Origin of the sequence: Rhizobium tumorigenes, assembly GCF_003240565.2 — a bacterium.
GTDB lineage: Bacteria > Pseudomonadota > Alphaproteobacteria > Rhizobiales > Rhizobiaceae > Rhizobium > Rhizobium tumorigenes.
Genome location: NZ_CP117255.1, coordinates 1,746,704 through 1,773,122 on the forward strand (window position 1 = coordinate 1,746,704; position 26,419 = coordinate 1,773,122).

Sequence of the window (26,419 nt, forward strand, 5' to 3'; positions counted from 1 at the left end):
GGATCGGTGAAGCGGATACGGTCGGGGGTGGGCGCGCCACATCGTGGGCGACCTCCGTGGCCGGATGCACGAACGTGATCAACGGCAAGAAACTGGGAGAACTGTCACATGAAGAAGCTAATCGCTTCCGTTATATTCGCAGCAGGTACCTATGCGCTAGCAGGCTCGGCAAGTGCAGCGGAGTGCGGCGACGTCTCTATCGCCGAAATGAACTGGGCCTCCGCCGGTGTCGCTGCGCAGGTCGACAAGATCATTCTCGAAAGCGGCTATGGCTGCAAGGTATCCCTGGTGACCGGCGACACCCAGCCGACATTCACCTCGATGAACGAGAAAGGCCAGCCGGATATCGCACCGGAGCTTTGGGTCAACGCCGTTCGCACCGCGCTCGACCAGGCCACCGCCGAAGGTCGCCTGATCGAGGCAGCCCCGCTGCTCAGCGATGGTGGTGTCGAAGGCTGGTGGATACCGAAATTCCTCGCCGACGCCCATCCGGACATCAAGACCGTGCAGGATGCCCTGAAGCATCCCGAGCTGTTCCCGGCCCCCGAAGACAAGACCAAGGGCGCCGTCTATAACTGCCCGTCGGGCTGGAACTGCCAGATCTCGACCGCCAACCTCTATAAGGCGCTTGGCGCCGAGAAGGAAGGTTTTGCGCTGGTCGACACAGGCTCGGCAGCGGGTCTCGACGGCTCGATCGCCAATGCCTTCGAAAAGAAGAGCGGCTGGCTCGGCTATTACTGGGCTCCGACCGCGATCCTCGGCAAGTATGAAATGGTCAAGCTGAGCTTCGGCGTCGCCCATGACAAGAAGGAATGGGATGCCTGCACCTCGCAACAGGACTGCGCGGCCCCCAAGGTCAATTCCTATCCTGTCTCTGACGTCTTTACGGTCGTCACCAAGTCCTTTGCCGAAAAGGCCGGCGTTGCCATGGACTACGTCAAGACCCGCAAATGGGACAACGGCACGGTCGGCAAGGTGCTGGCCTGGATGACGGACAACCAGGGCACCAACGAAGACGGCGCGAAGTACTTCCTGAAGACCTATCCGGACATGTGGACCAAGTGGGTGGCTCCCGATGTCGCGACGAAGGTCAAGGCTTCGATCTGAACGATGCGACGGCAGGCCGGGAGGCCTGCCCTCACCTCTCGCCGCTGCAAGGATCGCGTCTCCCCTTTGGAAGCGCACGCACGGACGGGGTCACGCGACCACACTGCGTCCGCCTGAAGGCGGACAGGCGAGCAGACTGAGAACCGGCATCAGCACTGCACCACGGACGGCAATCTTGATAGCCACACGGATTGCGCGTCACTGCCCCGATAAAAGGGGCCCGGATAAAAAGGGGAATGTGATGGCTCTGCAATGTAGTTTTCTGCCGAATTTCCTGTGTAACTTCCCGGCGATCAACGACACGATCATCCGCGAAGGCCGCAAGAACATCGACGACGGCTTTCGCGGCATGGTGCGCTCCTGGGGCGCTGTGATCGACATCGTCGTCCAGCCGCTGCAATGGTTCCTGAACTACCTCGAGTGGCTGTTCACCAACACGCCCTGGTTCATCATCCTCGCAGTCATGATGGCCATCGTCTATCTCGCCAGCCGCAATATCAAGATCGTCATCGGCACCGCCATCTCCATGGCCCTGATCGGCGTTTTCGGCCTGTGGAACGACACGATGATCACGCTCGCAATGGTCACCGTCTGTACCCTGATCGCCATCGTCATCGGCCTGCCGATCGGCATCCTCATGGCACGCTCCGACCGTCTGCAATCGGTGATCAATCCGACGCTCGACGTCATGCAGACAATGCCGAGCTTCGTCTACCTCATCCCGGTCGTAGTCATCTTCGGCATCGGCAAGGTGCCAGGCCTGATCGCAGTGGTGATCTACGCCGTGCCGCCGATGATCCGGCTGACCAATCTCGGGATACGACTGGTCGACAAGGAAGTGCTGGAGGCCGCAGATGCATTCGGATCCTCCCACACCCAGAAGCTCTTCAATGTGCAGATCCCGCTGGCGCTGCCGACCATCATGGCCGGCATCAACCAGACCATCATGATGTCGCTGGCCATGGTCGTCGTCGCCTCGATGGTCGGGGTCGGCGGTCTCGGCAAGAACACGCTGCAGGCGATCAACAACCAGTTCTTCACGGTCGGCTTCCTCAACGGCTTTGCGCTCGTCGCCATCGCCATCATTTTCGACCGTACCAGCCAGGCTTACGGCAGGCGGCTGCAGAAACATTCGGAGGTGGTCCATGGCTAGTCACGCGATAGAGATCAAGAACCTCTACAAGATCTTCGGCCCCCGCGGCCGCGAATACGTCGAGCAGGTGAAAAACGGCCTCGGCAAGACCGAGCTCAACGTCAAGCATGGCCATGTGCTCGGGCTGCAGGATATCAACATCAACATGCCGGCCGGCGCCATCACCGTGGTCATGGGCCTCTCCGGCTCCGGCAAGTCGACGCTGATCCGCCATATCAACCGGCTGATCGACCCGACCGCCGGCGAGGTGCTCTACGACGGCATCGACGTCTGCAAGATGAATGAGAGCGATTTGCGCGAATTCCGCCGCCACAAGACAGCGATGGTGTTCCAGAAATTCGGACTTCTGCCGCATCGCACGGTGATCGAAAACACCGTCTACGGTCTTGAGATCCAGGGCGTCTCACGTTCGGAAGCGCAGAAGAAAGGCCACTACTGGATTGCCCGCGTCGGCCTCGATGGCTTCGAAAACCACTTTCCGAACCAGCTTTCGGGCGGGATGCAGCAACGTGTCGGACTTGCGAGGGCCCTGACCAACGATGCCGACATCCTGTTGATGGACGAAGCCTATTCGGCGCTCGACCCTCTCATTCGCGTCGACATGCAGAGCGTGCTGCTCGACTTGCAGAAGGAACTGAAGAAGACCGTGGTCTTCATCACCCACGATCTCGACGAAGCGTTGCGGCTCGGCGACAGGATCGCCATCCTGCGCGATGGCAAGGTCATCCAGCAGGGCTCTGGCCAGGATATCGTGCTGCAGCCGGCTGATGAATACATTAGCGCCTTCGTCAAGGAAGTGAACCGGGGCCGTGTCATCAAAGTACAAACGGTGATGAAGCCGATATCGGGCGAAGGCTCGTCGATGCGCCTTGCCGGCGACATGACACTGGAGATGGCCGCGCGCCAGATGACCGGCGCCAACCAGACAATGGCCATGGTGGTCGACGCAGCCGGCAAGCCGATCGGCTCGCTCGATCTGCACAGCATCATCCTGGCGATGGTGACGCCGACCAGCCACACTATCCCGGAAGCAAAAGCGGCGGCCTGACGCCGCCGCTCCGAAAAACAAGCAAGCGGCCTGCAGCGATGCAGGACGCTTTTTCTATTATTTGCCGCCGCCGAAGGCCCGGCCCTCGGCGAAGTGAGGCATCACCATCGCATCGAATGTCTTCAGCGCCGCGCCAATTGCCTGGTGCATGTCGAGGTAGCGGTAGGTCCCGAGCCGGCCGCCGAAATGCACATTGGTCTCCGCATCCGCCCGTGCGCGGTAGCGCAGGAACACATCCTTGTCCTGGCGCGTGTCGATCGGATAATACGGCTCGTCCTTGCGCTGCGCAGAGCGCGAATATTCGCGCACGACGACTGTCTTTTCGTTCTGATAGTTCCGCTCCGGGTTGAAGTGGCGGAATTCGAGTATGCGGGTAAAGGGCACGTCCTCGTCGGCATAGTTCATGACCGCCGTTCCCTGGAAATCGCCGACATCCAGCGTCTGCTGTTCGAAATCTATCGTCCGCCACCCGAGCTCGCCCTCGGAATAGTCGAAATAGCGATCGATCGGGCCGGTGTAGATGATCGGCAGCCCGGCTGGCAGCTGTGACTTGATGTCGAAGAAATCGGTACCGAGCATCGTCTGGATATGCGGCGAGGCCAGCATCCTGTCGAAGATGGCGGTGTAGCCGTCTTTCGGCAGGCCTTCATAGGCATCGTTGAAATAGCGGTTCTCGAAATTGTAGCGCACCGGCAGCCGGGTGATGATGTGTTCCGGCAGGTCGCGTGGGTCCGTCTGCCACTGCTTGGCCGTGTAGCCGCGAATGAACGCCTCGTAGAGCGGCCGGCCGATCAGCGAGATCGCCTTTTCCTCGAGGTTGGAGGGATGCTTGCCTTCCATCTCCGCCGCCTGTCCAGCGATCAGCGCCCGTGCTTCGTCGGGAGAGAACCGCTTGCCGAAGAACTGGCAGATGGTCGCAAGGTTGATCGGCATCGAATAGGCCTGGTCGCGATAGCTCGTATAGACACGATGCTTGTAGTCGGTGAAGCCGGTAAAGCGGTTGAGATAGTTCCACACCGTTTCGTTCGGCGTATGGAACAGGTGCGCGCCGTAGCGATGCACCTCGATGCCGGTGTCCTTGTCGAACTCGCTATAGGCATTGCCGCCGATATGGTGGCGGCGATCGACGATCAGCACATTCTTCTTGAGGTCAGTCGCCACCCGCTCGGCAATCGTCGCACCATAAAACCCGGCGCCGACGATCAAAAGGTCGATATTGGAAAAATCGGTCATAGTGTCTCAGCACTTTAGCGGAAGGTCCGCATCCCTTCTTCGGGAAGCCTAGAGGCTTGCCCGTAGTTCGGAACGCGGCCACCAATGAAACGGGCCCCGGGTAAAGGCCTGCAGCTTCCTCATCGATCGGATCGAAGCTGCAGCCCTTCCACTCCTTGGCAGCTTACCAGACGCCCTGAATCTGTACAGGCGTATAGCGGTAGGAGTTGAACAGTGCCGCTTGCTCATCGACAGCCGCCTGAACATTATAGGTGGCACCGAGAGGCCGCGTATGCGCCACGCCGACCGCATCGATGATGGCCATGCGGTTGGCAGGGCGACCGAGGAAGGCAGGCCAGAGATGATCGAGGCCGTAACCGGACTCAGCATCGCGCATCGACCCGACGCAGATCTTCAAAGCAGCCTTCGAAAAGATCGGGCACATGATCTCAATGAAGCTCTCATGCCGCAAAAGACTGTTCGGTCGCTGGATCGTGATCGGATGGTTGGGGAAGCAACCCGGACCCTGCTTAAGCGACGGTTGTGCAAGTTCCAGCCCGTGTTTGCGAGACAGATGAAACATTCGATTGATCGTATCGCCGTCGCAAAGCAGATCGTCATCCGGGAGCCAGACGCGGTCATAACCCCAAAGCGGGCTTCCCTCAAAAAACAAGTCAGAGATCAGCCTGAACTTCTTGCGTTTCGGAAGATGGGCCAGATATTCAAACGGACTATCGACGACAGGATCTTCGGCGCCGTAGTAGCCGACGCACAAATCCCAGCTGCGCGTCGCTGCATCCAGCCCATCGAACCAGCGCGGATGCAGCGACTTGGAGTTGGCGGGCACAACCACGAGGTTGGGGCGCTTCGGACCGTTCGCCGGCTGTACCAGGAACTTTGCTTTGCGCTCGTCCGCCGGCTGCGTCGGGAACATCGGATGCTCGGGGTGAGGTGCCGAAGTGAGCATGTAGATTGCGACGACGCCGTCCACCGAGCCCCTTCCAGCCAACAATGCGACCTTCGACCCCTCCATACGTGAGACATTGAAGACGATCGAAGGCAGACCGGTCTCGTCGATGAAGCACAACATGCCATTGACGACTTGCCAGTAGTCCGTCGATGCATTGAAAAAATTACCAACCAATCCACCCGGAGCCAGCACGAGGAACGGCGACAAGGTGCCGCGCTCTAGGTCGGCAAACTGCCAGAACGTCCCCGTCAGCATTTCTTCCGTTACCGGATCGGATTCGCTCAACCCAGCCAAAAAGTCTGACGCTGCGTTCTCTCGTGTCGAAGCCAGCATATTCACTGTTTCTTCCCCTTCATGTCCCACCCCTGCTCGGTCTGTCCCGCTGGTAGTCTCTTTAGTGATCTACAAAACTCGTCTCACTTCGTGACGTTCGCCACGCATGTTGGTGATCGTCAGCGCCTTCCCGTCTTCTGCGGGATCGAGCACGTCGACCATTTTGGATTGCATCCAGCCAACAGCTGCCCTGCCGTCCGTCATAGGGAACCACGAGGCGACGATCTGCCCCTCGATGGTTACGGAAAAATCGTTTCCGAAAGTCACCCGCTGACCCGAACTGGTCTGCCACGTACCGACGACGACACCGAGATAGGGGAAATAATTCGCTGCATTCGGCACGTTGGTGATGACGCAGACGAGCTGGTCTGGACGGCCCCGCCGGGGAATGATCGCTGCGATCTCGTAGGTCGCGCTGACCGTCTTGAAGAGGCCGAGCCACTGGCCGGGATGGAGCACGGCGCAATGGCTGTGACCGTCATCGTAGCAGGCGATCACATGGTAGTTGAGACGGGCGCTTTCGTGGAGCTTCGCAATCAGGGCCGGCAGCGCATCCGGGGTGAAATGCTCGAGAACATCGGCAGAGCAGCATATGTCGGCGCGCGGCAGGGCATCCGTCAGCACGTTGGTGCTCTGGAAGTGCACATTCGACGGCAACTGCCCGAGAAGCGGCGAACGCGCCCAGTCGAGGCCGATGACATTGCGGACCGATCCGGCAATCGCGCGCAGGAACCGTCCATTGCCGCAACCGACTTCGGTCAGCGTCTCCGGCCGCGCGGACGCGATGACGGCGGCATGGTCGACAAGCCAGTTGTTGTTCTGGTAGCCGGCATCCCCATCGTGGAGCCGCTGGTAGTCTGCCGCAGTAATGTTCCTGGCAGCGACATTCCGGTCGAGGCCCGCCGCATATCCAGACTGCAGCAACTGGCTATCGACAAGCCGCCTGGCATCGGGATCGGCACGCAACGAGAGGGCCAATTCCGCAAATTCGGCAAATGTTGCTCGTGCGATCTTGGTCATGATGTTATCGCCGACGCTTGCAGCCAGACCGGCGCTGTGCATGACAAAGGCTGTCTGCGCAGCTAGGTCGTGTTCTAGGCCCTGGCCCTGTGTAGCGACACTTGTTGCAGCCTGCGCGGCTGGCGCGTTCCGCCAGCTGCCTGCCTGCGTTGCATTCCTGTTGTTGGGCGCGGTCAGCTGCGATTTGGCGGTGCTAAGCTCACGCCGCAACGATTCGACGTTGGCATGCATTTTCAAAAGGTCGTCGCGCTCGCCGGTGAAGATTGGCGGCACATGCCGTACCCTGCCGAGCAACGCTTTTTCGATGCAGCGATCGATGGTTTGACGGTCATCGATCGAAAAACAGCATTTGTCCAGATAGTAGGACACGAAGCGCGCTGCCCGGCCGTCCTCTGGCTGAGAGCGGTGGGTAAAAGCCGCGTCGAGATCAGAGAGAGAGCCGCACGGGAAGCCGCCCAGCTCGTACTCGCTGGATGCAAAGGTGAAGACTGCCTTCTCGTACAGCAAAGCCTCCAGGCCAACGCCTGAATTGGCGACGATGACCGTCTCGCACTGCTCGAGATGCCGATGGATCGAAGCCGTCGATACCATTACATTGCGGTGCTGGGCCTGCACTTCGTCGAGGGTCCGTGTAACGAGGCTATTGGTGCATTGTGGATGCCGCTTGACCACTAGCAACCGGCCGGTGGCATCTGCCTGAGCGGCGGCATGGCGCAAGACTTCAAGCGGATCGATACGACAAAACTGGGCGACGGGATCCTCGAGCAGCTGCATCGGGAAATAAACGAAGGGTCGGCCTGCGTCGAATGCTTCACCTGATTGTTCGTATTTCGAGGTATTTCCGGCCCTGAGAGCCATCACAAGCGCCTTCACGCGTCGGCGTGCGGCCTCGGTGTTGACAGCATCGATAGCTTCCGCATGCAGTTCGGGAAACAGCGCAAGTGAACTCCAGCCGGAAAAACCATTTTCGTCGAAGGAATACCAACCGACGATCGGCGTCTCCTTGATGCGCCAGATATTCGGACCACTGCCAACAGAGTGATAGGAGATGGTGATGCCGCCGTTCGGCGGCCGCCTTGGCGCCAGATGCGTGCCGAATGGCACGATGGACAGATTGGTCGTCACGCGACGGCGCCCGAGCCCTGCACAGAACTCCGAGAACATCTTGCGATGACGGTCCCCGTCGGCCTTGACGGTAAACCAGAATTCCGGAACCTCGAGGTCCACGGGCACAGACGCGACGTCCGGCGCGAAGAACCCATCCAGCAATGGCTTGTTTGGTATGCCGGTATTCCAGGCAACTGTGGTGGGCATCGAGAATCCTTTGATATCTGATCTGTTGCAAGAGGATTCCAGCACTAGCTTGCGCCAGCCTGTTCGGCACACGCATGGAGAGTCTCGAACCCCGCCTCCAGCCCCACGAAAGCAACCGCTTCTATCCAAGCGCAAAGCCTGCTGACTGGAGAACCCGATGTCCATCAATGAACCGCTTGTTCTGTCGATATGCGTTCCGACCTATAATCGACAATTCCTGCTCGAGCGGAACGTCACCTTCCATCTAGATGCTTTCCGGAGAATCGGCATTCCCTTCGAGATCGTTCTGGTCGATGACTGCTCAACCGATGACACGGCGGCCTATATTGCCTCGCTTGCCGACCAGCCGGAGATCTCCGCCTTCCGCCGCGCGACCAATTCCGGCTTTCTCAGCAACTATGCCTTTGCCATGCAGCGCGCACGCGGTCGCTATGCGGTATTTCTCGGCGATGACGACCTGCTCATTCCGGAAAAGGTCATCGAATATCTCCGGTTGATGGAGGCGGACAGCGAGATCGGCGTCGTGCAGGCTCCATGGCTACTGGTCGATGCGCGGCCCGGCGGCGGCGATATGTCGCCGTTCTACCACGTCGCCTCCCCGACCAGGCACCGCAAGGGCGACTTCCGCGCTTTGCTCGATTTCATCATCGACGGGCACATCTTTCCCGAGTTCATGATCATCCGCCGGGAAGTGCTGCTGCGGTCGATCTCGAGCCCGACACCATTCATCTTCTGGGCTTTCCTCTATACGACACGAGCCCTCGACAAGGCCGATATCCTGTTCATGCCGGAGCCGTTCGCGCGCGTCACCGCAGTCTCGGACGATCCTCGCCTGCAGCAGGGCAACAAGGAATGCATGTTCCAGTGGGACAGCTATCGCGGGGGCCTGGAATATCTCGCCTCGCAGGCACTGCGCACCCCGGATCTGCCGCAGGACTACCGCGCCTCGCTGATGGCCCGCATCACCGGCTTCATGCTGCAGCGCCAGGCGGTGGCCTTGCGCCTGCATGTGTCGGCAAAGAACTGGGTCGAGGCCTACATCATGTATCATCGCATGGCCGTCTACCAGCCCCAGCCTCTCACGGCCGATGCCTATGGCCAGATCTGCAAACTAGCAGCCATCGTCACCGCAGCCACGGAGGCGGTGGCCTTCAACGGCGAACCGGCAATCCTCGATCCGGTTATCAACGACACGACGCTCAGCCTGCTGCCGGAATCCATCCAGCAAAAGCTTACCCGCGACCAGCCGACCGCGATGGACGGCGACCGCCCCCGCGCCTACCTGCGGTTCACGCCCGAATTTCCCGAGCGCCACGGTGCAAAGGATGGTGTCTTCGATATCATGAAATACATGGCGCAGTTCGTCTGACCCGCATATCCCAGCCATTTGAGAGCACCACCATGACGACAGCCTTTGCCGACCGCGACGCCATCGCCGCCAGACTTGCCACGCTGGCTGACGCCGACCGCGCGGTCATCGCGCTGATCATGGAAAATCCGCTGCAGGATACAAGCCTGATCGAGGGCCTGCACTGGCACCTGGATCAGGCCTCGAAAGCGAAATTCCTCAACAGCATGAAACTCGAAACTCTCGGCGAATGGCTTGGAAATGCCGCACCGGCCCGGCTGCAGATCCGGCTGTCCGAAGTGGCAAAATCGAGCCAGCATCCCTCCTATGCGGCGTTCAAGGCCGGCCTGACGCGATCAGGCGGTCTGGAGCGCGCCTTTCCGAAGGTCTGAATGGTTTTCAGTCAGGCATCACAGCTGTCACGGCGATGATCGGCCCGAGCGGAAATGCGCTGTCTTCCCTTTGCCACTCCGGCATATAGAGGCTGGAGATGCTGCCGTCCAGGAACAGGGCGTTACGGCAGCCGAGCACGTCGCGAAACAGCGTGGCGAAATCGTGAAAGCGCACCTCGCCGTCGGACACCGCGAACACTGCTTTCCCGTCCGCATCGACGCCGACGCCATTGCGCCTCTTAAGGCTTGTGCTGTCGATCAGGAACGACGGGTGCAGCGCCCCGTCGATCACCAGCATCGGTCCCGATTGCGTGGCGTAGAGCGGCTCGATACCGGCAGCGGCGAACGCCTTTGTCTCCATGACACCAACAGCGCCGGGCTGAATGTAGAACACGCCGTTCGGCAGCAGGCGGAAATTTCCCCAGCCTGTGCCGGTGTCGAGCGCCTTCTGCTGGCTGCCGCCCTCGACGTAGAGACCGACCGGGCTCTGGTCAGGCTCGTACATGCCACCATTCATCGCAAAGCGCAGCGACAGCCGGTCACGCGCCAGTGCATCGCGCAGCGCCGCGAACGAGCCATACGGCTTGCCGGCGCTATTGTTGGAAAACAGTCGGATATTGTCTTTGGCGGGATCGAAGGTGCAGACGATATAGCTCGCCCCGGGATGCTCCACCTTGCGGCAGTTCCCGCCGGTCATGGGTGTCTCGGCAATGGCGGGGGTCGAGACGAGCCCTGCCAGAATAATCAGCCATCGAAACAAACGTCACGCTCCCCGCCAACAGGCAAAATCAAGACAACAGATGCGGCGGGAGGGAGGTGACTTCAAGGGGTGGCCCGGTGAGCGCATAGTAGCGAGCGGGAATAGCGACCCGGATAATGAAGAGATAGAAAATAGATAGGTGTCGGCCGCGACATAAGTCGCAGCCGACAGAATTCGCCAGATTACTGGGCTGCCTTCTTGACAGTGTGCCCAGCGTTCTGGGTTGCGTTGACGGTGCTGGCAGTGTCCTTGCCCATGCCACGAATGGTATTGGCGCAGGATGCGAGAAGCATCAGGGAAATGCAGGCGACGCCGACTTTTGCGATGACGGAAGAAGACATGATCAGGAGTCCTTCGTGAATGGGTTTTTGACGACAATAAGGCAGAAAGTAAACCTTCCGTGCCCAAAACGCGCCACCTCGAAAAAGGTTCACATAAATAACGACGTGGATGCGGCGCTCACTAAAAGCCCATGAGACAGGGCCTCAGGCTGCCCGCGCCATCTCGCCGAAAGCATGCCGGATGCTTTCCGCAACAGCCGCGATAGGCCCCGTCACCTCGCGCGCCGTCAGCAAGCGGATATCGAAAGTCGTCAATTCCGGTAGCCCCTCTTTCGCACCGAGTATAGTCATGTCTTCGGTGACGTAGGAGCGCGGCAAGGGCGCTACGGCGAGATCGGACACGACGGCGGCGCGCTGGGCAGTAGTATGGGCGCTGAGGAAGGCGACCCGATAGTTTCTTTTGGCCTGCTGCAGCTGGTGGATCGCATCGGAGCGCCAGATGCAGCCGTCCTCCCAGATCGATATCGGCAGAGGATCCCGGCGGTGGGCTGTTCCGCATTTCGCGCCGGCCCAGACAAGTCGCTCGGTATAAATCACGTCGCCCTCTGTCGGGAATGGCCGCGTAGAACAGTTGATAAGCGCCAGATCGAGCCGTTGTTCTCCGAATCGCTTTTTGAGGGCAAGGCTCATATCAACCACAACGTCGACCATGATGCTGGGATAGCTCTGCGAGAACCGCTTCAGGATGCTCGGCAGCAACCGCTCGCCTATGTCGTCCGGCGCTCCGAGCCTGACGACGCCGCTCAGCTCCGGCATGATGAAACGCGACACCGCCTCATTGGACAGCGCCAGCATGTTGCGCGCGTAGGAAAGCAGCATTTCGCCATGTTCGGTCAGGCTGACAGAACGGGCATCGCGCAGGAACAGGATGACACCGAGCTGCTCTTCGAGCTTCTTGATCTGCATGGAAACCGCTGACGGCGTGCGATGTACTGCTTCGGCCGCCGTCGAAAAATTGCCGGTCTCGGCAATCGCCACGAACGTTCGAAGGACGTCGTTGTCAAGCAATGGCACAGATCGGCGCACCGGAACGTTCATCGAGGTATCTTTCAATTTTTTTGATTTATAAAGCGATATCATTTCATTTTACTGACTGTCAACAAGCTTCTATAGCATCGGTCTCACAACCGAGTTGAACAGCAGAGGAACGGACCATGATCCGCTCATACCTATCCGACGTCATCGATCACTGGACCAGCAGTCGAGACCGCACGCTCCGCCAGACAAATGCTGCAACCCTCAGGCAGATGTCCCAGCTGCCCCCACATCTCGTCGCGGACGTCAACGCCTGCGGCTTTCCACCCGACACTGCCTTGCCGCAAAGAAGAACAGCGGCAAACGTCAACTTTTCTTATGGATGCTATAAAATCTATTCGTTTGAATGATGAGTAACGCAGGCCCATATCAGGTCGGACGATATCAACGCAATTAAAAGGAGATCAGTCATGACAACCATCAGCTATAGACGTAGTTCCCACGCACGCCCGTCATTTGTCCTCTTTAGCGGTACGCTTTCCCGCCTTTCCGGCTACGTTCTTTCGCTGGCCGATCGCTGGTCGGAATCCCAGGCTGCGAGGCAGATTGAAGCAATGCCGCTCGACATGCGCAAGGACTTCGGCTGGCCTGCTGCCGACATCTCGAGCGACCGCAAATGATGCAACAAAATGCGACATTTCGCGTACATCCAATGGCGGCGCTTGACTGATTAATTGCGCCGCCAGATCTAGCTTATGCGATTAATTTTATTATTGAATTCCATATACTTACAGAATTTACCTGGTATTTTACTGCAAGATTTTACTCTGAAATTTTTTGACAATTCATAAATCTCTTACGTGACGCAAATAAGCCTTTGCAGCCGTCATCTTCCGTGAGACTGTCGCTTTCAGAATAACTTTCTGCTGAAATCGATATGAGGAAACCGGGCATGGTGGTAACGCAGCATCAGGTGGAGCCAAGCAAGACGCCCGGCAAGAAACGCTCGATCGTTTTCTTCCTTATCCCGCACTTTACGATGCTGCCATTTGCGGCGGCGATCGAGACGTTGCGCATCGCCAACCGTATGCTTGGCTATACTGCCTACAGCTGGCGTCTTTCCTCCACGGACGGCGACAAGATCTATTCATCGAGCGGCATCGGCATCGAGGTCAACTCGTCGCTCGCCGATGAGCGACGTTATCTGGGCGGAGAGAGCCGGCCCAGCATGGTGCTTGTCGCCTCCGGCATCTATGTCGAGGAGTTCCAGAATAAATCGGTCAATGCCTGGCTGCGGGAATCCTACAATCGCGGCGTCGCTGTCGGCAGTCTCTGTACGGGCGCCCATGTGCTTGCCCAGGCGGGGCTCCTGAATGGCAAGCGTTGCGCAATCCACTGGGAAAACCTGCCGGGCTTTGCGGAAGCCTTTCCGCAGGCCGAAGTCTACGCCGACCTCTACGAAGTCGACAGCAATCTCTACACCTGCGCCGGCGGCACCGCCTCGCTCGACATGATGCTCAACCTGATCGGCCAGGATTTTGGCGAGAACCTGGTCAACCGCGTCTGCGAGCAGGCGCTCACGGACCGCGTCCGCAGCCCGCACGATCGCCAGCGCCTGCCGCTCCGCGCACGGCTCGGGGTCCAGAATGCCAAGGTGCTGGAGATCATCGAGGTGATGGAAAGTCACTTGTCCGAGCCACTCTCGCTGCTCGACATCGCCGACGACGCCGGTCTGTCGCGTCGCCAGATCGAGCGGCTGTTCCGCCAGGAAATGGGTCGCTCCCCTGCCCGCTACTATCTCGAGATCCGCCTCGATCGGGCAAGGCACCTTCTGGTGCAGTCGTCGATGCCGGTGGTCGAAGTCGCCGTCGCCTGCGGCTTCGTCTCCGCCTCGCACTTCTCCAAGTGTTATCGCGAACTCTACAACCGCTCGCCACAGCAGGAGCGGGCCGAGCGCAAGCTGACCATGTCGAACGTCCGCACCGGCGTCGTCATCTGAATCGGGATAACGGCTACCGTCCCTCTTCCGCCGCCATCCTGGTGTCGGAGAAGACGCGATTGCGCCCACGGTGCTTGGCCATGTAGAGAAACTGGTCGGCGGCGTTGAGATAATTCTCGAACGTCTCCTGGGCGTTGATCGACGCTATGCCGATAGACACGGTCACCGATAACTCCTCGCCGTCTGCCTGGATTTTCAGCCCGGAGATATTTTCGCGCAGCTCTTCGCAAAACTCGGTTGCAACCGAAGAGTCCATGTCCGCGAACAGGATGGCGAATTCCTCACCGCCGATCCGGGACAAGAGGTTGCGGCTGCCTTCCAGAAACGTCTGCAGCCGTGTCGCAACCGCCTTCAGCACCTGGTCACCGATCTCGTGACCGTAGGTGTCGTTCAGCCGCTTGAAATGGTCGATATCGAGGATACCGATGGATGGCCGCGTCTCCAGCCTGAGGCAGTCATTGGCAATCCGCGGGCCCTGGTCGAAGAAATAACGCCTGTTGTAAAGGCCGGTGAGGTAATCGACCGAGGCAGCTGCGCGCAGCTGGCGCAGTTGCGACAGCGTATCGATCACCCGGCCGATACGGTATTTGAGCTCTTCGGCAACGAAGGGCCGGCGCAGGAAATCTGTGGCGCCAGCCTTCAGGTACGCCGTTGCGGCCAACCGGTCGTCGGATGCGGAGAGACCGATAACCCGCAGGCGATCGGAATTTCGCCTATGGGTGATTTGCCGCGTCAGTTCCCATCCCGTCCCGTCCGGCAGCGCATCGTCGATCAGGACCAGCTCGATCTCGGCATATTGATCCAACGCCTGGATTGCGGCGGACCCGCTTGCCGCTTCATAAACCTCGAAGCGCTGCATCTCGAGACTGTCGACGAGCATCTTCCGGGCCACGGGCATCGCATCCACGACGAGCACCGTCGTCTTGCTGTTGGTAATCGAACGACGCACGGAAGCGACGAGATTGTCGGCAGCCTGCGTATTGTCCTTCAGCACATAGTCGATAATGCTGCGTTCCATCAGCCGGTCGCGCATGTCGATGTCGGCCGCCGCCGTAAACACGATGCTCGGCACCCGGTGGTCGAGAAGCATGTCGAGCGCTTCGCCGTAGGCGGCATCCGGCAGGTTGAGGTTGACGACGGCTAGGCTGAACCCGTGGTCGCTAGCGTGGATCGTCGTTTCCAGCGTCTTCATCGAGGTACAGAGCGTTACATCGAGATTGAGCTCGACGCGGAAACGTTGGGAGAGCATCGACCCGAACATGCGCGAATCTTCCACCAGAAGAACCTTCTGGCCGCGTCTCGCTGCGGGGCTCAGGTCCCGCGAGAATTTTTCGAACAACAGGTCGCTCATTGTCGGCAGTCCCTGCGGCAATGTGAGCGGCCCACATTCGATGTGGGCAGCGGGATAGTTAGCAGATTACGACAGGGATTTATGAACACGGGGTCCAACAGTTTGTAACTAGTCACCACGAAGTAAAAATGAACAGGCGCCCGAAGCGCCCGTCCTTTCTCAGGCATAGGCCTTCTGTTGACGCATCGACTGGATCTGCAGCAGGGTATCGAGGTTCTGATTGACCCTGCAGTAGAATTCCTCGTCGATGAACGGCCGCAATATGAAGTCATTGCCACCGGCCTTCAGGAAGCGGGCCGATAGCAGACGATTGGTCGACGACGATACGCCGATGATCCGCAACTGGTGCGAGCCGATGCTGGAGCGGATGCGCCGCGTCAGCTCGAAGCCGTCGATGTCGGGCATGTTGTAGTCGGTGATCATAAGGCCGATGTCGGCATTGGCCTTGAGGATTTCCAGCGCTTTTGCGCCGTTCTCGGCGACGCTGACGCGGAAATTGTAGCGCTTCAGGCGGCTGGTGAGAAGCGCACGCGCCGTTGCGCTGTCATCGACGATCAACACGTGATGGCGATGATTGGTCAGGAAGCGACAGACCGATTCTGCCAGCAGGTCGACTGCGAAGATATTGTCCTTGAGGATATAGTCAACGATATCCTTGGCGAGCAGCGCGTCGCGCATGCCTTCATGGAAGGTGCCGGTGAACACGATCGTCGGAATGCTGAGGTCAGTCAGGTATTCCAGCGCCTCGCCATTCTCGGCACCCGGAAGATTGATGTTGGAGATCGCCAGCTTGATTGGCTCGGATGACTTGTCGTAGGCGAGTTGCAAATCTTCGAAGTTGCCGCAGATCTCAATCTCGATGTCGAAAAGCTCTCTCAGCCTCTTGCTGATCATCGCGGTAAAGACATGTGAGTCTTCGGCCAGAAGTATGCGAGCCCCCGCAAAGGTGCCGCCCGAATATTGCATTCCGGAAATGCCTAAAAATGCCATGACTAACCTTCGATGAGATCCCACTAACCGAAGAATAAGGCAAAGCATTTGAGTTTGTGTTAATTTTGCGACGCCTTATGTAAATCACTGCTCCGCTGCGGAAAGTCTGCAGCATTACAGAGTAGATCAGGACTGGACTTCAGGTTTGCCATCTATTTTCCGCCGGTTGGACCTGCTTCGTGTCTCCGCTGGCGCCGTCGCCTCCGGCGGCAAGATCGGCGGCTCCACGATGTCATCGGGGTTTTCCGTGCCATCAAGCAGCTTGGCTTCCATCCGCTGTCTCTCCGCGCGGCGGCTGATGTGCAATTCCTGCTGAGGGTAAGGCATGTCGATGCCTTCCTTTTTAAAGCGCTTGAGGATGGCGATGCGCAGGTTGTTGCGGATGGGCATGCCGTCCGAGAGGTCGGCCAGGTAAAAACGCATCTCGAAGTCCAGCGACGACGGACCGAAGCGGAGGAACTCGACGTGCGGCTCCGGGTTTTTCAGCACCTTCGGCACGGCCTTGACCAGTTCCAGCAAGAGCGCCATCACCTGTTCCGGGTCGCAGTCATAGCCGACGGAAACCGGGATTTCGGAGCGCGCAAGCCTGTTGCGGTGCGTCCAATTGCCGACCGAAGCATTGATCAACTCGGAATTCGGCACGATGATCGACTGCTGGCGAAATGTCTCGATCTCCGTCGCACGAACGGAAATGCGCTTGACGATGCCTTCCGAAGTCCCGGAAACGATCCAGTCGCCCACCTTGAACGGCCGCTCGACGAGCAGAATGAGGCCAGACACAAAGTTGGACACGATGTTTTGAAGGCCGAAACCGATACCAACGGACAGCGCACTGGCGACCAGCGCAAGGCTAGACAAATCGATACCCGCAGCCGATATGCCGATCACAGCGGCAATTGCCACGCCGAGATAGCCGATGCCGGTCTTGACCGAGTTGCGGACGCCGAGATCGACCTGGCCACGCGCCATGACCGTGCCGTCCAGCCAGCGCTGGAACCAGCGGGTAACAAGGTACCCGCCGATGAAGAATAGGACGCCGGCAAGGATACCGACGAGAGAAATCCTGATGCTCCCGAGCCTGATCTCGGTGAACAGCCGGTAGAAGAAAATTTCCAGATCCTGGACGTGGAATCCCCACGACAACAGGATAAGCGGAATACCCGTAATCAGCGCGAAGACGTAGATCGCCAGTCCGGCCACGAGGCCTGCCTGATCGAGCATCGCGGTGCTGATGCTGGCCCGGCTCTGCAGGAAACGGCCGACCGATGTCTCGGGGAAATTCTCCTGATCGGACACTGCCTTGCCGAGCAGAATACCGAGATACATGGTGACGAGAACCGCGCTGGTGACGATCAGCTGAAGGGCGATAAAGCGGGCGAGCCCGACATAGCCGATCACCGCCATGAAGATGAGCGCGGCACCGATAACCCTCAGGATAATGGCGAGGCCATGCGGCCAGCGGCGGCCCGGGGCCTCGGGATCGCCGCTTCTCGCAAGCATCGGCTTGCCGAACGACACCGCGATGAAGATCAGGCCGATGATCAGCGCTGCCGAGAAGCTCTTCGCTACAGTCACGATGACCGGTGAGCCCATCGATTCGCTGATGCGATTGAGAACAAAATCGAGGCCATTGACGGTGGCAATGGCGAGCAGGCACCAGCCCACCGACCGCGCGCCCTTGTTGGAAAGCTTCACGAGCCGCCAGCTGGGTTCGAACGGCGCAAAGACGGCATTGACGAAGCTCGCCACGAAATAGACCAGGCCGACGAAGCCGAACACGGCCGCAAACACCGGAGTGATGTCCGGCCGCAGCACGTTGAAACTCTCGAGGAAAAAGAACGAAAGCACGAGGAAGGCTGCCACCGACAGCGCCCTGATCATTGTCGACCAGAAGGCGATGGAAAGCCGGCTCATATAGGAAGGAGCCTCGATCGTCTCGTCACGGAAGAAGTATCGCCCGAAAAGCCGATAACCGCCGGCCATGAAGATCATGGCTGCAGCAAGCGACAGGAAAACGGCAGTAAACAGCGGAATCCGCTTGAACTTCCAGACGAACGTACCCCAGCTCGATAGGGCGTTGCGAAAGTTCACTGCCTCCTGCACGAGGGCCTGGCCGGCATCGTCGAACGTCGAAAGCGAGAGTTCGGTACGGCGAAAGAGCGTATCGGCGAAAAGACGACGACGGAGCTCGGTAATTTGACCGGACACCCGCGTAGCGCTGGCCGTCAGATTGTCGGCATCGCCCATGACGACGTTGATCTGCGCGATTGCAGAGGTCAGCTTTTCGCGCTCCTGCGTCACCATCGGAGCCTCGGCAGGTTGGCCCTCTTTCGGAGGCGGGCCGATCTGCGTCAGTCGCGCCGTCATGTCGTCGGCCCGCGGCTTCAGGCGCCCCGAGATCGCGGCGGCGGCTCGGGTAAGATCATCGGCCTTGCCGGCAAGGGTCACCAGCGCATCGTCGTCGGAAGCGCCCTGCTTGACGCTATCCTCGAGGGAGGCAAGCTGTTTGCGAGCCTGCGTGATCTCGGCTGCGGTGCGATCGAGGCCGTTGGCCGCAGCCGGCTGTTGGTTTTGCTGGTCATCCGCCGGCGTCGCGTCAGGCTTTGCCGCATCCGGCGCTGCTGTATCGGGCTTTGATGCATCTGATTTGGGCGCGTCAGGTGCGGACGAAGCCGCTGGCGCCGGCGTTGTCTGGGGTGACGATGTCGCCGGAGCCGCCGGCTGCTGCGCGCGTGCCGGCAAGGCAACCGCAGTCGCTGACACGGCAAGCGTCAGGAAAAGGACGGAGATCGAATTCAGAATTGGTCGCAAGCGTCTTCCCCAGGGCAACAGGTCAGTTGGCGAGATCATCGTCATCGCTTGTAAAGCAAACCAAGGCGACAGAAAGGCAACCTTTCACCGCACTTGCCAGTCGCGCGGCAGATCGATCAATCGATCGAAAAATTCAACATCGCGCGCGTGCCCTGGCGATCGGGAGCGTAGAGAATGCTGGACTTCAGGCTGGAAGCCATCGCCGTCAGGATCTTGGTACCGAGCCCCGTGCCCTTGGCCGGCGCGGTTCGGTCGAAGCCGACGCCATCGTCCTCGACATGCACACGAAGCCCACCCTGGCCGGTCTGGTCGACGACGACGCGGATTTCACCGGTCTGCCCGGCGGGATAGGCGTACTTATAGGCATTGGTGACGAGTTCGCTGATGATCAGCCCGAGCGTGATCACCTTGTCAGTCGACAGGATGACATCGTCGCACTCGATCTTCACGCTATGCGGCCGCTGGTCGTCGCGCATCGATGCTTCCAGTTCGGCAAGCAGGCTTTCCAGGTATTCCTTCACCCGGACAGTACCAACCTCATGGCTGGTGTAGAGCCGCCGGTGGACACTGGCGATGGCGTTGATGCGGATCTGCGTCTCCTGAAGCGCATCGATGGTCACCTGATCCTTGGTGACGGAAGCCTGCATGCGGATCAGCGCGGCCACCAGCCCGAGGCTGTTGGCGATCCGATGGTTGACCTCTGAAAGCAGTAGCTCGGCGCGGTCGCGTTCATGACGGATCACCGCCTGAGCGCGCAACGTATCGCGTCGGAACCGCGCCCGTTCCAGCCCTTGCGCCAACGCTGCGGCCAGCAGGTCGAAGTAATCGGACGAAACGCCCTTCATGACATAGTCGTCGGCACCGGCCTTCAGGGCCGCAACTGCCACGCCGGCGTCTCCCGATCCGGTTGCGTAGATGACCGGCGGATGATCGGCACCGGAGACGATGCACGGCAGCAGGTCCAGCCCCGTTTCCCCTTCGAGGAAATGGTCGAGGACAATCGCGTCTATGCCGCCTTCGGCAAGACGCGCGAGGCCGGCAGCACCGTCCTTCGCCAGATGAAGCTCGTAGCCGCGACGCTGCATATTTTTGCGCGTCAGCACGCCGAGTGCTTCATCGTCGTCTATATAGAGAATATGGATCGCAGCATCCGCCGCAGCATCCAGCTCTATCATTCCACCTCCGGTATCTTCATGACGGCAACGAACATGCCGAGCTGCTGTATCGCATGCACAAACTTGTCGTATTGCATCGGTTTGCTGACATAGACATTGGCGCCGAGGTCATAGCAGCGGGCGATTTCGCGCGGGTCGTCGGTGGTCGTCAGAACGATCACCATGGCCCGCCTCGTATGTTCGTTGGCCTTGACCTTCTGGAGAATATCCAGCCCGCTCATGTCGGGAAGGTTGAGGTCGAGCAGGATGAGGATGGGCTGCCCACGCGAAGGTTCGCCGCTGCCATCCTTGCCGAGCATGAAATCGAGCGCGTCGCCACCTGTGACAAAGGGCACGATCTCGTTGGTGACGCCAGCGCGACGGATATTCTTCTCGATCAGCCGTGCGTGGCCTTCATCGTCTTCGATCATGATGATCTTGACGGTATTCGGGGAACTCATCATTTCGAATCTTCTCTTTTCAGTCGGGCCATATCGGCCGCAATCTTAACTTCAAATGTTGTCCCCTGCCCCAGCTCCGAACGGACGGTGACATCTCCACCGAGACGCCGAGCCAATGCACGAACATGGGCGAGGCCGACGCCGTCGCCCGGCATGTCCTGCCTGCCCGAGCGCCGGAACAGCTCGAAAATCCTTTCCTGGTCGCCTGCAGCGATTCCCCGTCCATTATCGCTGATTTCGACGCTCGCGAACATACCATGACGCCTGCCGGAAATGGAGATCTTGCCGCGACGTGAGGGGTCCAGGTACTTGATGGCGTTGTCAAGCAGGTTGCCGACGATCTGCTGCAGCGCCAGCCTGTCGGACTGCACCTCTGGCAGCACGCCTTGTATGTCGACTTCGATCTCGGCTTCGTCCAGCCGATGGCGGAGCGTACCCAGCGTGTCCTCCACCAGTTCCGAAAGCTTGATGCGATCGCGGTGCAGCTCACGGTTTCCGGCTCGCGCAAGCACCAGGATCTGGTTGATCAGATTGTCCATTCGACGCATCGAGGTCCGGATGAAACCCAGCGCTTCCGGAATGTCGGTGTCGATTGCCTCGACGGCCGCACGACCTTCGAGCGTTGTCAGGTCGGCATTGTTATTCTCGAGGTATGACTTGAACACCTGTGCGGCGCGATCGAGCTCTTCCGTGAAGCCCATGATGTTGACGAGCGGCGCACGCAAGTCGTGGCTGACGATATAGGCATAGGCCTGCAGTTCGTCATTTGCCCTTTGCAGCCCCTGGGTTCGGGCAACCACTGTCTCTTCCAGCGTTTCATTGGCACTGGCAAGCTGCAGTCGTGCCGCCTCGATCTGCCGATGGTGGTCGCGGATAAGCTTGAACGCTCCTGCGGCCAACGCCACAAGCAGGGCTGCACTTACCGCAATGATCGCCGAAAGCGACGTTGTAGATGCCCTCAGCGAAGCGATATGATCGCCCGAGTTGACGATGCCGCGCTGCTGGATGACGTTGATCTGCTGACGGATTTCATCCATCAATTCGATCCCGACATTCGATTCGACCAAGGCAAGAGCACCGGCGGTATCGCCGGCGGAACGCAGGTCCACCGTGCGTTTCATCTCCGAGAGCTTTCGATCCATAAGGGACTTGAGGTTGTCCACCGAAGACTGCGGAACGCCGATCTCGATCAGGCGCGGCGTGAGCGCGGCAATTTCGGCCGGGATCGACACTGCGGATTTTGTGAACGGCGCAAGATAACGCGCGTCGCCGGTCAGAAGATAGCCGCGCTGTCCGGTCTCGGCATCCTGCGCCGAACTCAGCAGGTTCAACACGCGATTGTTGAGACGGCTTGCATCGACCGCACTATCCGCTTCCTCCGCCGCACGGCCGCTGAAATAAAGAGCGCCAAGGACAACAAGCAAAAGGGTTGTGGCACCAATGGTCAGGATCGCAGGGATGGAACTGGAGATCGATTTATTAAAACGTATCATCTTCGCTACGGTACACCCCTGCCGAACTCTATCAGGCAGGGCCAGGCGAGATGCGCCTGTAGCGACGCCACCGATCCCTGCGGGAACGCCCCCGCGTTGAAATGGTTCCTCGGCCTCTGAAAAATACACGATATTTGTGACATCTGACGTCGTCGCCTCTTGAACCCGGGCGTGACGTAGCCGTCTTAGCCCGTCACGGAAACCAGAGCTTCTTCAGCATCCAGTCCTTGCGTCCCGCTCGCCACGAATTGCTCGAGGGTCATGTTGTCAAGGATCGTCGCTACCGCGTCGCGAACCGCGGTCATCGATCTCCGTACCTGACAGCCTGCGGGATCGGCGCAGTCGTCGCAGGCTTCAAAGGCAGTACGGCTTGCACAACGGATCGGCGCAAGCGGCCCATCAAGGGTGCGGATCACATGGCCGATGCGGATTTCAGCAGCCGGACGAGATAGCGAATAGCCGCCGCCGGGCCCCTTTTTCGAGCGCAGCACGCCGGAATTTCGCAACTCCAGCAAAATCGCATCGAGGAACTTCTTCGGGATATTGTTGCGTACGGCAACGTCGTTGATGAAAGCGGTTTCGCCTGGGCCCAGACGAGCAAGATCGACCAGCGCCTTGAGACCGTATTTTCCTTTTTTTGTCAGCATGAGATTCGCTTACCTGAAGACGCACGACCGCAGCATCTCGCTGATCGGCAATCACGCAAGCTGCGTAACGCCGGGAGAGCGCGCGGGCAAGCCGATATCGCAGAAATTGCAGGCTTATAAGACGATAAAATTGCATTTGAAAGAAAGGCGGACGCGGCCATTACAGGCTGTGCAGGCGCTGCTTGTCGGGAAACAGGGTACGGACAGTATTTGCTACGCCGGATGCGACGAATACAGCGTGCTCGGTCACTTGCGGCAGGCCCATGAGTTCGCCGAATGTACCGCGCGCCAGCGGTCCCGATATGAACAGGGATGCCGTCGCCGTTCCCGACGCACCGATCGCTTGTGAATTTGCATTGCAGTCGAGACCGAGTCCCGTCGGGTCGTTCACCAGATAGCCCGTTTCGGCCAGACCTGCGAGAAAGGACTGGCTGCGCAGGATGCCGCCATGCCCCGGTCCCGTCGTGACCACCACTGCATCGAAATGCCCCTCGACCCGCTGGCGCGACCGCCCGAGCCGCAGCACGCAGCGGATGCCATCTCCATCGACGGTAACATCGGCCACGGAGCCAGCCAGCACCGTCATTCGGCCGTCGGCGATTGCCGCCTCGGTCGCAGCCTCGACTTGTGGCGCCACGCGGAACCGATGAACGTCCCAGAACGGACGAAGGTGACGCGCGATCCGCCGCCTCTCCTCAACCGGCAGGCCGCGCCATAACGCCTCGCCATGGCCCCTCACCTGATCAATCACGGCGTGCCAGCTGAGCCCCTCCCTGCCAGCGTCGCGGATGGCAGCCCGCACGCGTTTGAGAAGTCCTGACGCAGTCTGCATGGGGTCGGAGGTGAAATCGCCGAACGGGTCCTGCGGCACCAAAGGATGGCCGCGCGATCGCAAGCCTCGGCGCGAGACCGCTGTGATCGGCCCCCGATGGCCCCGCAGGCCAAGCGCTGCAACGACATCGGCAGATGTCAGCCCGTTGCCGACGATCAGCACACGGTCGTCGATACCAATCGGGTCGAGCGCGCCATGACGGGTGGGGTCGGCGACGAAGCGCGGATTTCGGCCAAGAATGCTGGCAAGCGGTTCCGGTGCGGACGGTGCCGGATGACTGGTCGCAATGACGAGCATATCGGCATCGACGACATAGCCGCCCTCACCCGTCAGGTGCCAGCGATCGTTCAGGCGATCTGCCGAGAGCACGCGCTCGCGGACATGGCGAATGGCACCGCTTTCGACGAGTGGCTGGATCATTGCGTTCATGTAACGTCCGAACAGACCGCGCCTTGGATAGAGGGCGCCGCTGACTGCCAGTGCGTCGGGATCGTCGGCAAGAGCCGCGTTCTCATCGATCCAGCGCTGGAAGTGCTCTGGATCATCCGGAAACAGGCTCATTCGGGTGGATGGCACATTGATGCGGTGGGCAGGCTCGACCGTGTCGTAGGCAAGACCCGCCCCGAGCAATGCCCGTGGTTCGAACAGAACGATTTGTTGCTTGCCGAACAGACCAGTTCCCGCAAGATGGTAGGCAACCGCCGCTCCTGAAACACCACCTCCAACAATGGCAACAACAGGAATTGTCTCGGGCGAAGAAAGCATCAGCTAGTCCTTTTTATGCATCGCCTGCCGGAAGCCTACCTCTACTCCGGGCGTCGCGCGATCAATATACGCTGGTGACGGCGTGACAAGGGAAGGGCTTCCGGTCCTGAGACGAACAGCAGAATGTTTTTTCGAGCCTTTCCGCAACCCTGAATTTTATTCATGACGGCCCTTCTAAAGAGGAGTACACTGGACGCTCTCTTGAGGAGGAGAAAAACATGGAAATCTTCAGACTGCTGACAGCATTCGACTACCTGCTGGTTGTTGTGCTCTGCGGCGTATTCGCACTTGCCATGGCCAACGGAAGAAGCCATCGCTGACAACAAAATCGGCCCGGAGATCTGGGGAGACCTTCGGACCGACCTATGCTTAAGGCAAAATGCTCTTGTGTTATGTTAAGTCATCATCAAGAGCTGAAGAAACCGAGGTCCTTAGAGTGAAACCTTGGCATTTTCACCCATGTCGGGTTTCGCGCTCGATAGGGCTGCGGCAATCATCTTGACGTAGCTGACGACGGTGCCGGGGCTGTCCCAGTATTCCGCGTATTTAGGCGTCACCTTCAGCACGCGGATGGATGGGTCCTCCGCGCTGTCCCACCAGGCTTTGGCGGGCGTCGAGAAAAGTGCGCGGATTCTCTCGCGGTCGTTCGACACTTCTGCATCGGCCGTGACTGACACATACTTCTGCCCCTTCGTATCGGCAAAGGACAGGCCGACATTGTGCCGACGCTCGATTTCCTCGTCCTTGTGGCTTGCCACATCGGTCAGAAAATAGATCGCATTTTCAATCGGCTCGAAATGGGCTGCCATCGGTCGCGAACGGATGTCCTCGCCGACGCGGGTGGAAAGCATGCAGAAGACGATCTTCTCCATCAATTCCCAGGTGCGTGTGACCTTTTCGTTTTCTTGTGTCATGACATTTCCTCTTTTGACTAGATGAACGGCTTGCCGCCGGTGACTGCGATGGTGGTGCCCGAAACATAGCTCGACAGCGGATCTGCCAGCATGACATAGGCAGTTGCGAGTTCCGCCGGTTGTCCAGGCCGCTTCATCGGAGTCTGCTTGCCGAAGTTTGTAACGCTCTCTTCCGGCATGGTGGATGGGATAAGAGGCGTCCAGATCGGGCCCGGTGCAACGGCATTTGCGCGAATCCCCTTCTCGGCCAGCATCTGCGCCAATCCGCCGGTAAAGTTCTGGATGGCGCCCTTAGTCGTGGCATAGGCAAGCAATGTCGGATTGGGCATGTCGGCATTGACGGAGGTCGTGTTGATGATAGAGCTGCCGGGGCCCATGTGTTCAACGGCTGCTTTCGTCAGGTAGAACATCGCGTGGATGTTGACCCTGAAGGTCAGTTCCCACTCCTCATCGGAGATCTCCGCGATATCCTTGAAGGTATTCTGGTGAGCGGCATTGTTGACGAGAATGTCGATACCGCCGAGTTCGGATACGGCCTTGTCGATGATCGCCCGGCAATGGGCTGCATCCTGGATATCCCCAGGCACCAGAACTGCCTTGCGTCCGGCCTCTTCGACATAGTGTTTCGTCTCCGCTGCGTCCTCGTGCTCGTCGAGATAGGAAACGAGCACATCCGCACCTTCACGCGCAAATGCGATTGCGACGGCGCGACCGATGCCGCTGTCGCCGCCGGTAATCACCGCGCGCTTTCCGGCCAGGCGCCCGGACCCCTTGTAGGAGCTCTCCCCATGGTCGGGCTTTGGATTCATCTGGGCCGTCTTGCCGGGGATGGACTGTGACTGCGTGGGAAATGGCGGCTTGGGATAACCGTTCATGGCCTGTCTCCTGTTTGCTCGGCTTGGACCGGACTAACCAGCGTTGCGCGTCATGGTTCCCCACGAGAAGGCACCGAATTCAATCTGAAAGGATGGCGACACTAGAGCCTGCAGACCGCGGGGACGTGCGCTCGAAAATCAACTTGCTCGCTGT

Annotated in this window: 23 protein-coding genes; 7 read left to right on the forward strand and 16 right to left on the reverse strand. The window is 59.3% G+C overall.

Annotated features, from left to right (window positions below; genetic code table 11):
• Window positions 1-108 precede the first annotated feature (108 nt).
• From PR017_RS08650 to PR017_RS08660, 3 genes are all read left to right on the forward strand, one after another.
• On the forward strand, window positions 109-1,107 hold the full coding sequence (locus PR017_RS08650) for an ABC transporter substrate-binding protein (RefSeq protein WP_111222952.1): 999 nt from the start codon (window positions 109-111) through the stop codon (window positions 1,105-1,107).
• A gap of 241 nt (window positions 1,108-1,348) precedes the next feature.
• A complete protein-coding gene (locus PR017_RS08655) occupies window positions 1,349-2,260 on the forward strand; it encodes an ABC transporter permease (protein WP_111222951.1) in 912 nt (303 codons plus the stop codon).
• Window positions 2,253-3,308, forward strand: coding sequence for a quaternary amine ABC transporter ATP-binding protein (locus PR017_RS08660; RefSeq protein WP_111222950.1), 1,056 nt, complete (start codon window positions 2,253-2,255; stop codon window positions 3,306-3,308). Before PR017_RS08655 ends, PR017_RS08660 begins: the two co-directional genes overlap by 8 nt.
• 57 nt (window positions 3,309-3,365) lie before the next feature.
• Here the strand turns inward: PR017_RS08660 and glf are convergent, their stop codons facing one another.
• The 3 genes from glf to PR017_RS08675 all read right to left on the reverse strand — a co-directional run bounded on the left by glf (window position 3,366) and on the right by PR017_RS08675 (window position 8,157).
• A complete protein-coding gene (glf, locus tag PR017_RS08665) occupies window positions 3,366-4,541 on the reverse strand; it encodes a UDP-galactopyranose mutase (RefSeq protein ID WP_111222949.1) in 1,176 nt (391 codons plus the stop codon).
• Between the two features lie 163 nt (window positions 4,542-4,704).
• Entirely contained in the window at window positions 4,705-5,775 is a 1,071-nt protein-coding gene (locus PR017_RS08670) for a DUF707 domain-containing protein (protein WP_161959396.1), read from the reverse strand.
• 117 nt (window positions 5,776-5,892) lie between these two features.
• A complete protein-coding gene (locus PR017_RS08675; RefSeq protein WP_161959395.1) occupies window positions 5,893-8,157 on the reverse strand; it encodes a capsular polysaccharide export protein, LipB/KpsS family in 2,265 nt (754 codons plus the stop codon).
• Window positions 8,158-8,314: 157 nt separating this feature from the next.
• Between PR017_RS08675 and PR017_RS08680 the strand changes: the two genes are divergently transcribed.
• Complete coding sequence (locus PR017_RS08680) at window positions 8,315-9,526, forward strand: glycosyltransferase family 2 protein (protein ID WP_111222947.1); 1,212 nt, start codon at window positions 8,315-8,317, stop codon at window positions 9,524-9,526.
• Window positions 9,527-9,558: 32 nt separating this feature from the next.
• On the forward strand, window positions 9,559-9,897 hold the full coding sequence (locus PR017_RS08685; protein WP_111222946.1) for a hypothetical protein: 339 nt from the start codon (window positions 9,559-9,561) through the stop codon (window positions 9,895-9,897).
• A 7-nt stretch (window positions 9,898-9,904) separates the two neighbouring features.
• Here the strand turns inward: PR017_RS08685 and PR017_RS08690 are convergent, their stop codons facing one another.
• The 3 genes from PR017_RS08690 to PR017_RS08700 form a co-directional block, all read right to left on the reverse strand.
• Complete coding sequence (locus tag PR017_RS08690) at window positions 9,905-10,594, reverse strand: phosphodiester glycosidase family protein (protein WP_111222945.1); 690 nt, start codon at window positions 10,592-10,594, stop codon at window positions 9,905-9,907.
• A gap of 245 nt (window positions 10,595-10,839) precedes the next feature.
• Window positions 10,840-10,998 carry an entericidin domain-containing protein gene (locus tag PR017_RS08695; RefSeq protein ID WP_111222944.1) on the reverse strand — a complete coding sequence of 53 codons (159 nt, stop codon included), beginning with the start codon at window positions 10,996-10,998 and terminating at the stop codon, window positions 10,840-10,842.
• A gap of 144 nt (window positions 10,999-11,142) precedes the next feature.
• Window positions 11,143-12,078, reverse strand: a complete 936-nt coding sequence (locus PR017_RS08700) for a LysR family transcriptional regulator (protein WP_206423234.1) — start codon at window positions 12,076-12,078, stop codon at window positions 11,143-11,145.
• A 365-nt stretch (window positions 12,079-12,443) separates the two neighbouring features.
• Between PR017_RS08700 and PR017_RS08705 the strand changes: the two genes are divergently transcribed.
• Window positions 12,444-12,653, forward strand: coding sequence for a hypothetical protein (locus tag PR017_RS08705; protein ID WP_111222942.1), 210 nt, complete (start codon window positions 12,444-12,446; stop codon window positions 12,651-12,653).
• A 272-nt stretch (window positions 12,654-12,925) separates the two neighbouring features.
• Window positions 12,926-13,972, forward strand: coding sequence for a GlxA family transcriptional regulator (locus PR017_RS08710; RefSeq protein WP_111222941.1), 1,047 nt, complete (start codon window positions 12,926-12,928; stop codon window positions 13,970-13,972).
• Between the two features lie 13 nt (window positions 13,973-13,985).
• On the opposite strand, the gene PR017_RS08715 is transcribed toward PR017_RS08710, so the two are convergent.
• The 10 genes from PR017_RS08715 to PR017_RS08760 form a co-directional block, all read right to left on the reverse strand.
• Entirely contained in the window at window positions 13,986-15,323 is a 1,338-nt protein-coding gene (locus PR017_RS08715) for a GGDEF domain-containing protein (protein WP_111222940.1), read from the reverse strand.
• Window positions 15,324-15,482: 159 nt separating this feature from the next.
• Complete coding sequence (locus PR017_RS08720; RefSeq protein ID WP_111222939.1) at window positions 15,483-16,313, reverse strand: response regulator; 831 nt, start codon at window positions 16,311-16,313, stop codon at window positions 15,483-15,485.
• Between the two features lie 126 nt (window positions 16,314-16,439).
• Entirely contained in the window at window positions 16,440-19,163 is a 2,724-nt protein-coding gene (locus PR017_RS08725) for a mechanosensitive ion channel family protein (RefSeq protein WP_111222938.1), read from the reverse strand.
• Between the two features lie 77 nt (window positions 19,164-19,240).
• Complete coding sequence (locus PR017_RS08730; RefSeq protein WP_111222937.1) at window positions 19,241-20,299, reverse strand: histidine kinase dimerization/phosphoacceptor domain -containing protein; 1,059 nt, start codon at window positions 20,297-20,299, stop codon at window positions 19,241-19,243.
• Window positions 20,296-20,742 (reverse strand): response regulator, encoded by a 447-nt coding sequence (locus PR017_RS08735; RefSeq protein WP_374108266.1) that lies wholly within the window; start codon window positions 20,740-20,742, stop codon window positions 20,296-20,298. The genes PR017_RS08730 and PR017_RS08735 overlap by 4 nt, the downstream gene beginning before the upstream one ends.
• The gene (locus PR017_RS08740) at window positions 20,739-22,232 is read right to left on the reverse strand and encodes a sensor histidine kinase (protein WP_111222936.1); all 1,494 of its coding nucleotides are present in this window, start codon (window positions 22,230-22,232) and stop codon (window positions 20,739-20,741) included. The genes PR017_RS08735 and PR017_RS08740 overlap by 4 nt, the downstream gene beginning before the upstream one ends.
• Window positions 22,233-22,417: 185 nt before the next feature.
• Entirely contained in the window at window positions 22,418-22,879 is a 462-nt protein-coding gene (locus PR017_RS08745) for an RrF2 family transcriptional regulator (protein ID WP_111222935.1), read from the reverse strand.
• Between the two features lie 160 nt (window positions 22,880-23,039).
• Window positions 23,040-24,476 (reverse strand): FAD/NAD(P)-binding protein, encoded by a 1,437-nt coding sequence (locus PR017_RS08750; protein ID WP_111222934.1) that lies wholly within the window; start codon window positions 24,474-24,476, stop codon window positions 23,040-23,042.
• A 431-nt stretch (window positions 24,477-24,907) separates the two neighbouring features.
• On the reverse strand, window positions 24,908-25,390 hold the full coding sequence (locus tag PR017_RS08755) for a pyridoxamine 5'-phosphate oxidase family protein (protein WP_111222933.1): 483 nt from the start codon (window positions 25,388-25,390) through the stop codon (window positions 24,908-24,910).
• 17 nt (window positions 25,391-25,407) lie between these two features.
• The gene (locus PR017_RS08760; protein ID WP_111222932.1) at window positions 25,408-26,265 is read right to left on the reverse strand and encodes an SDR family oxidoreductase; all 858 of its coding nucleotides are present in this window, start codon (window positions 26,263-26,265) and stop codon (window positions 25,408-25,410) included.
• Window positions 26,266-26,419: the final 154 nt, after the last annotated feature.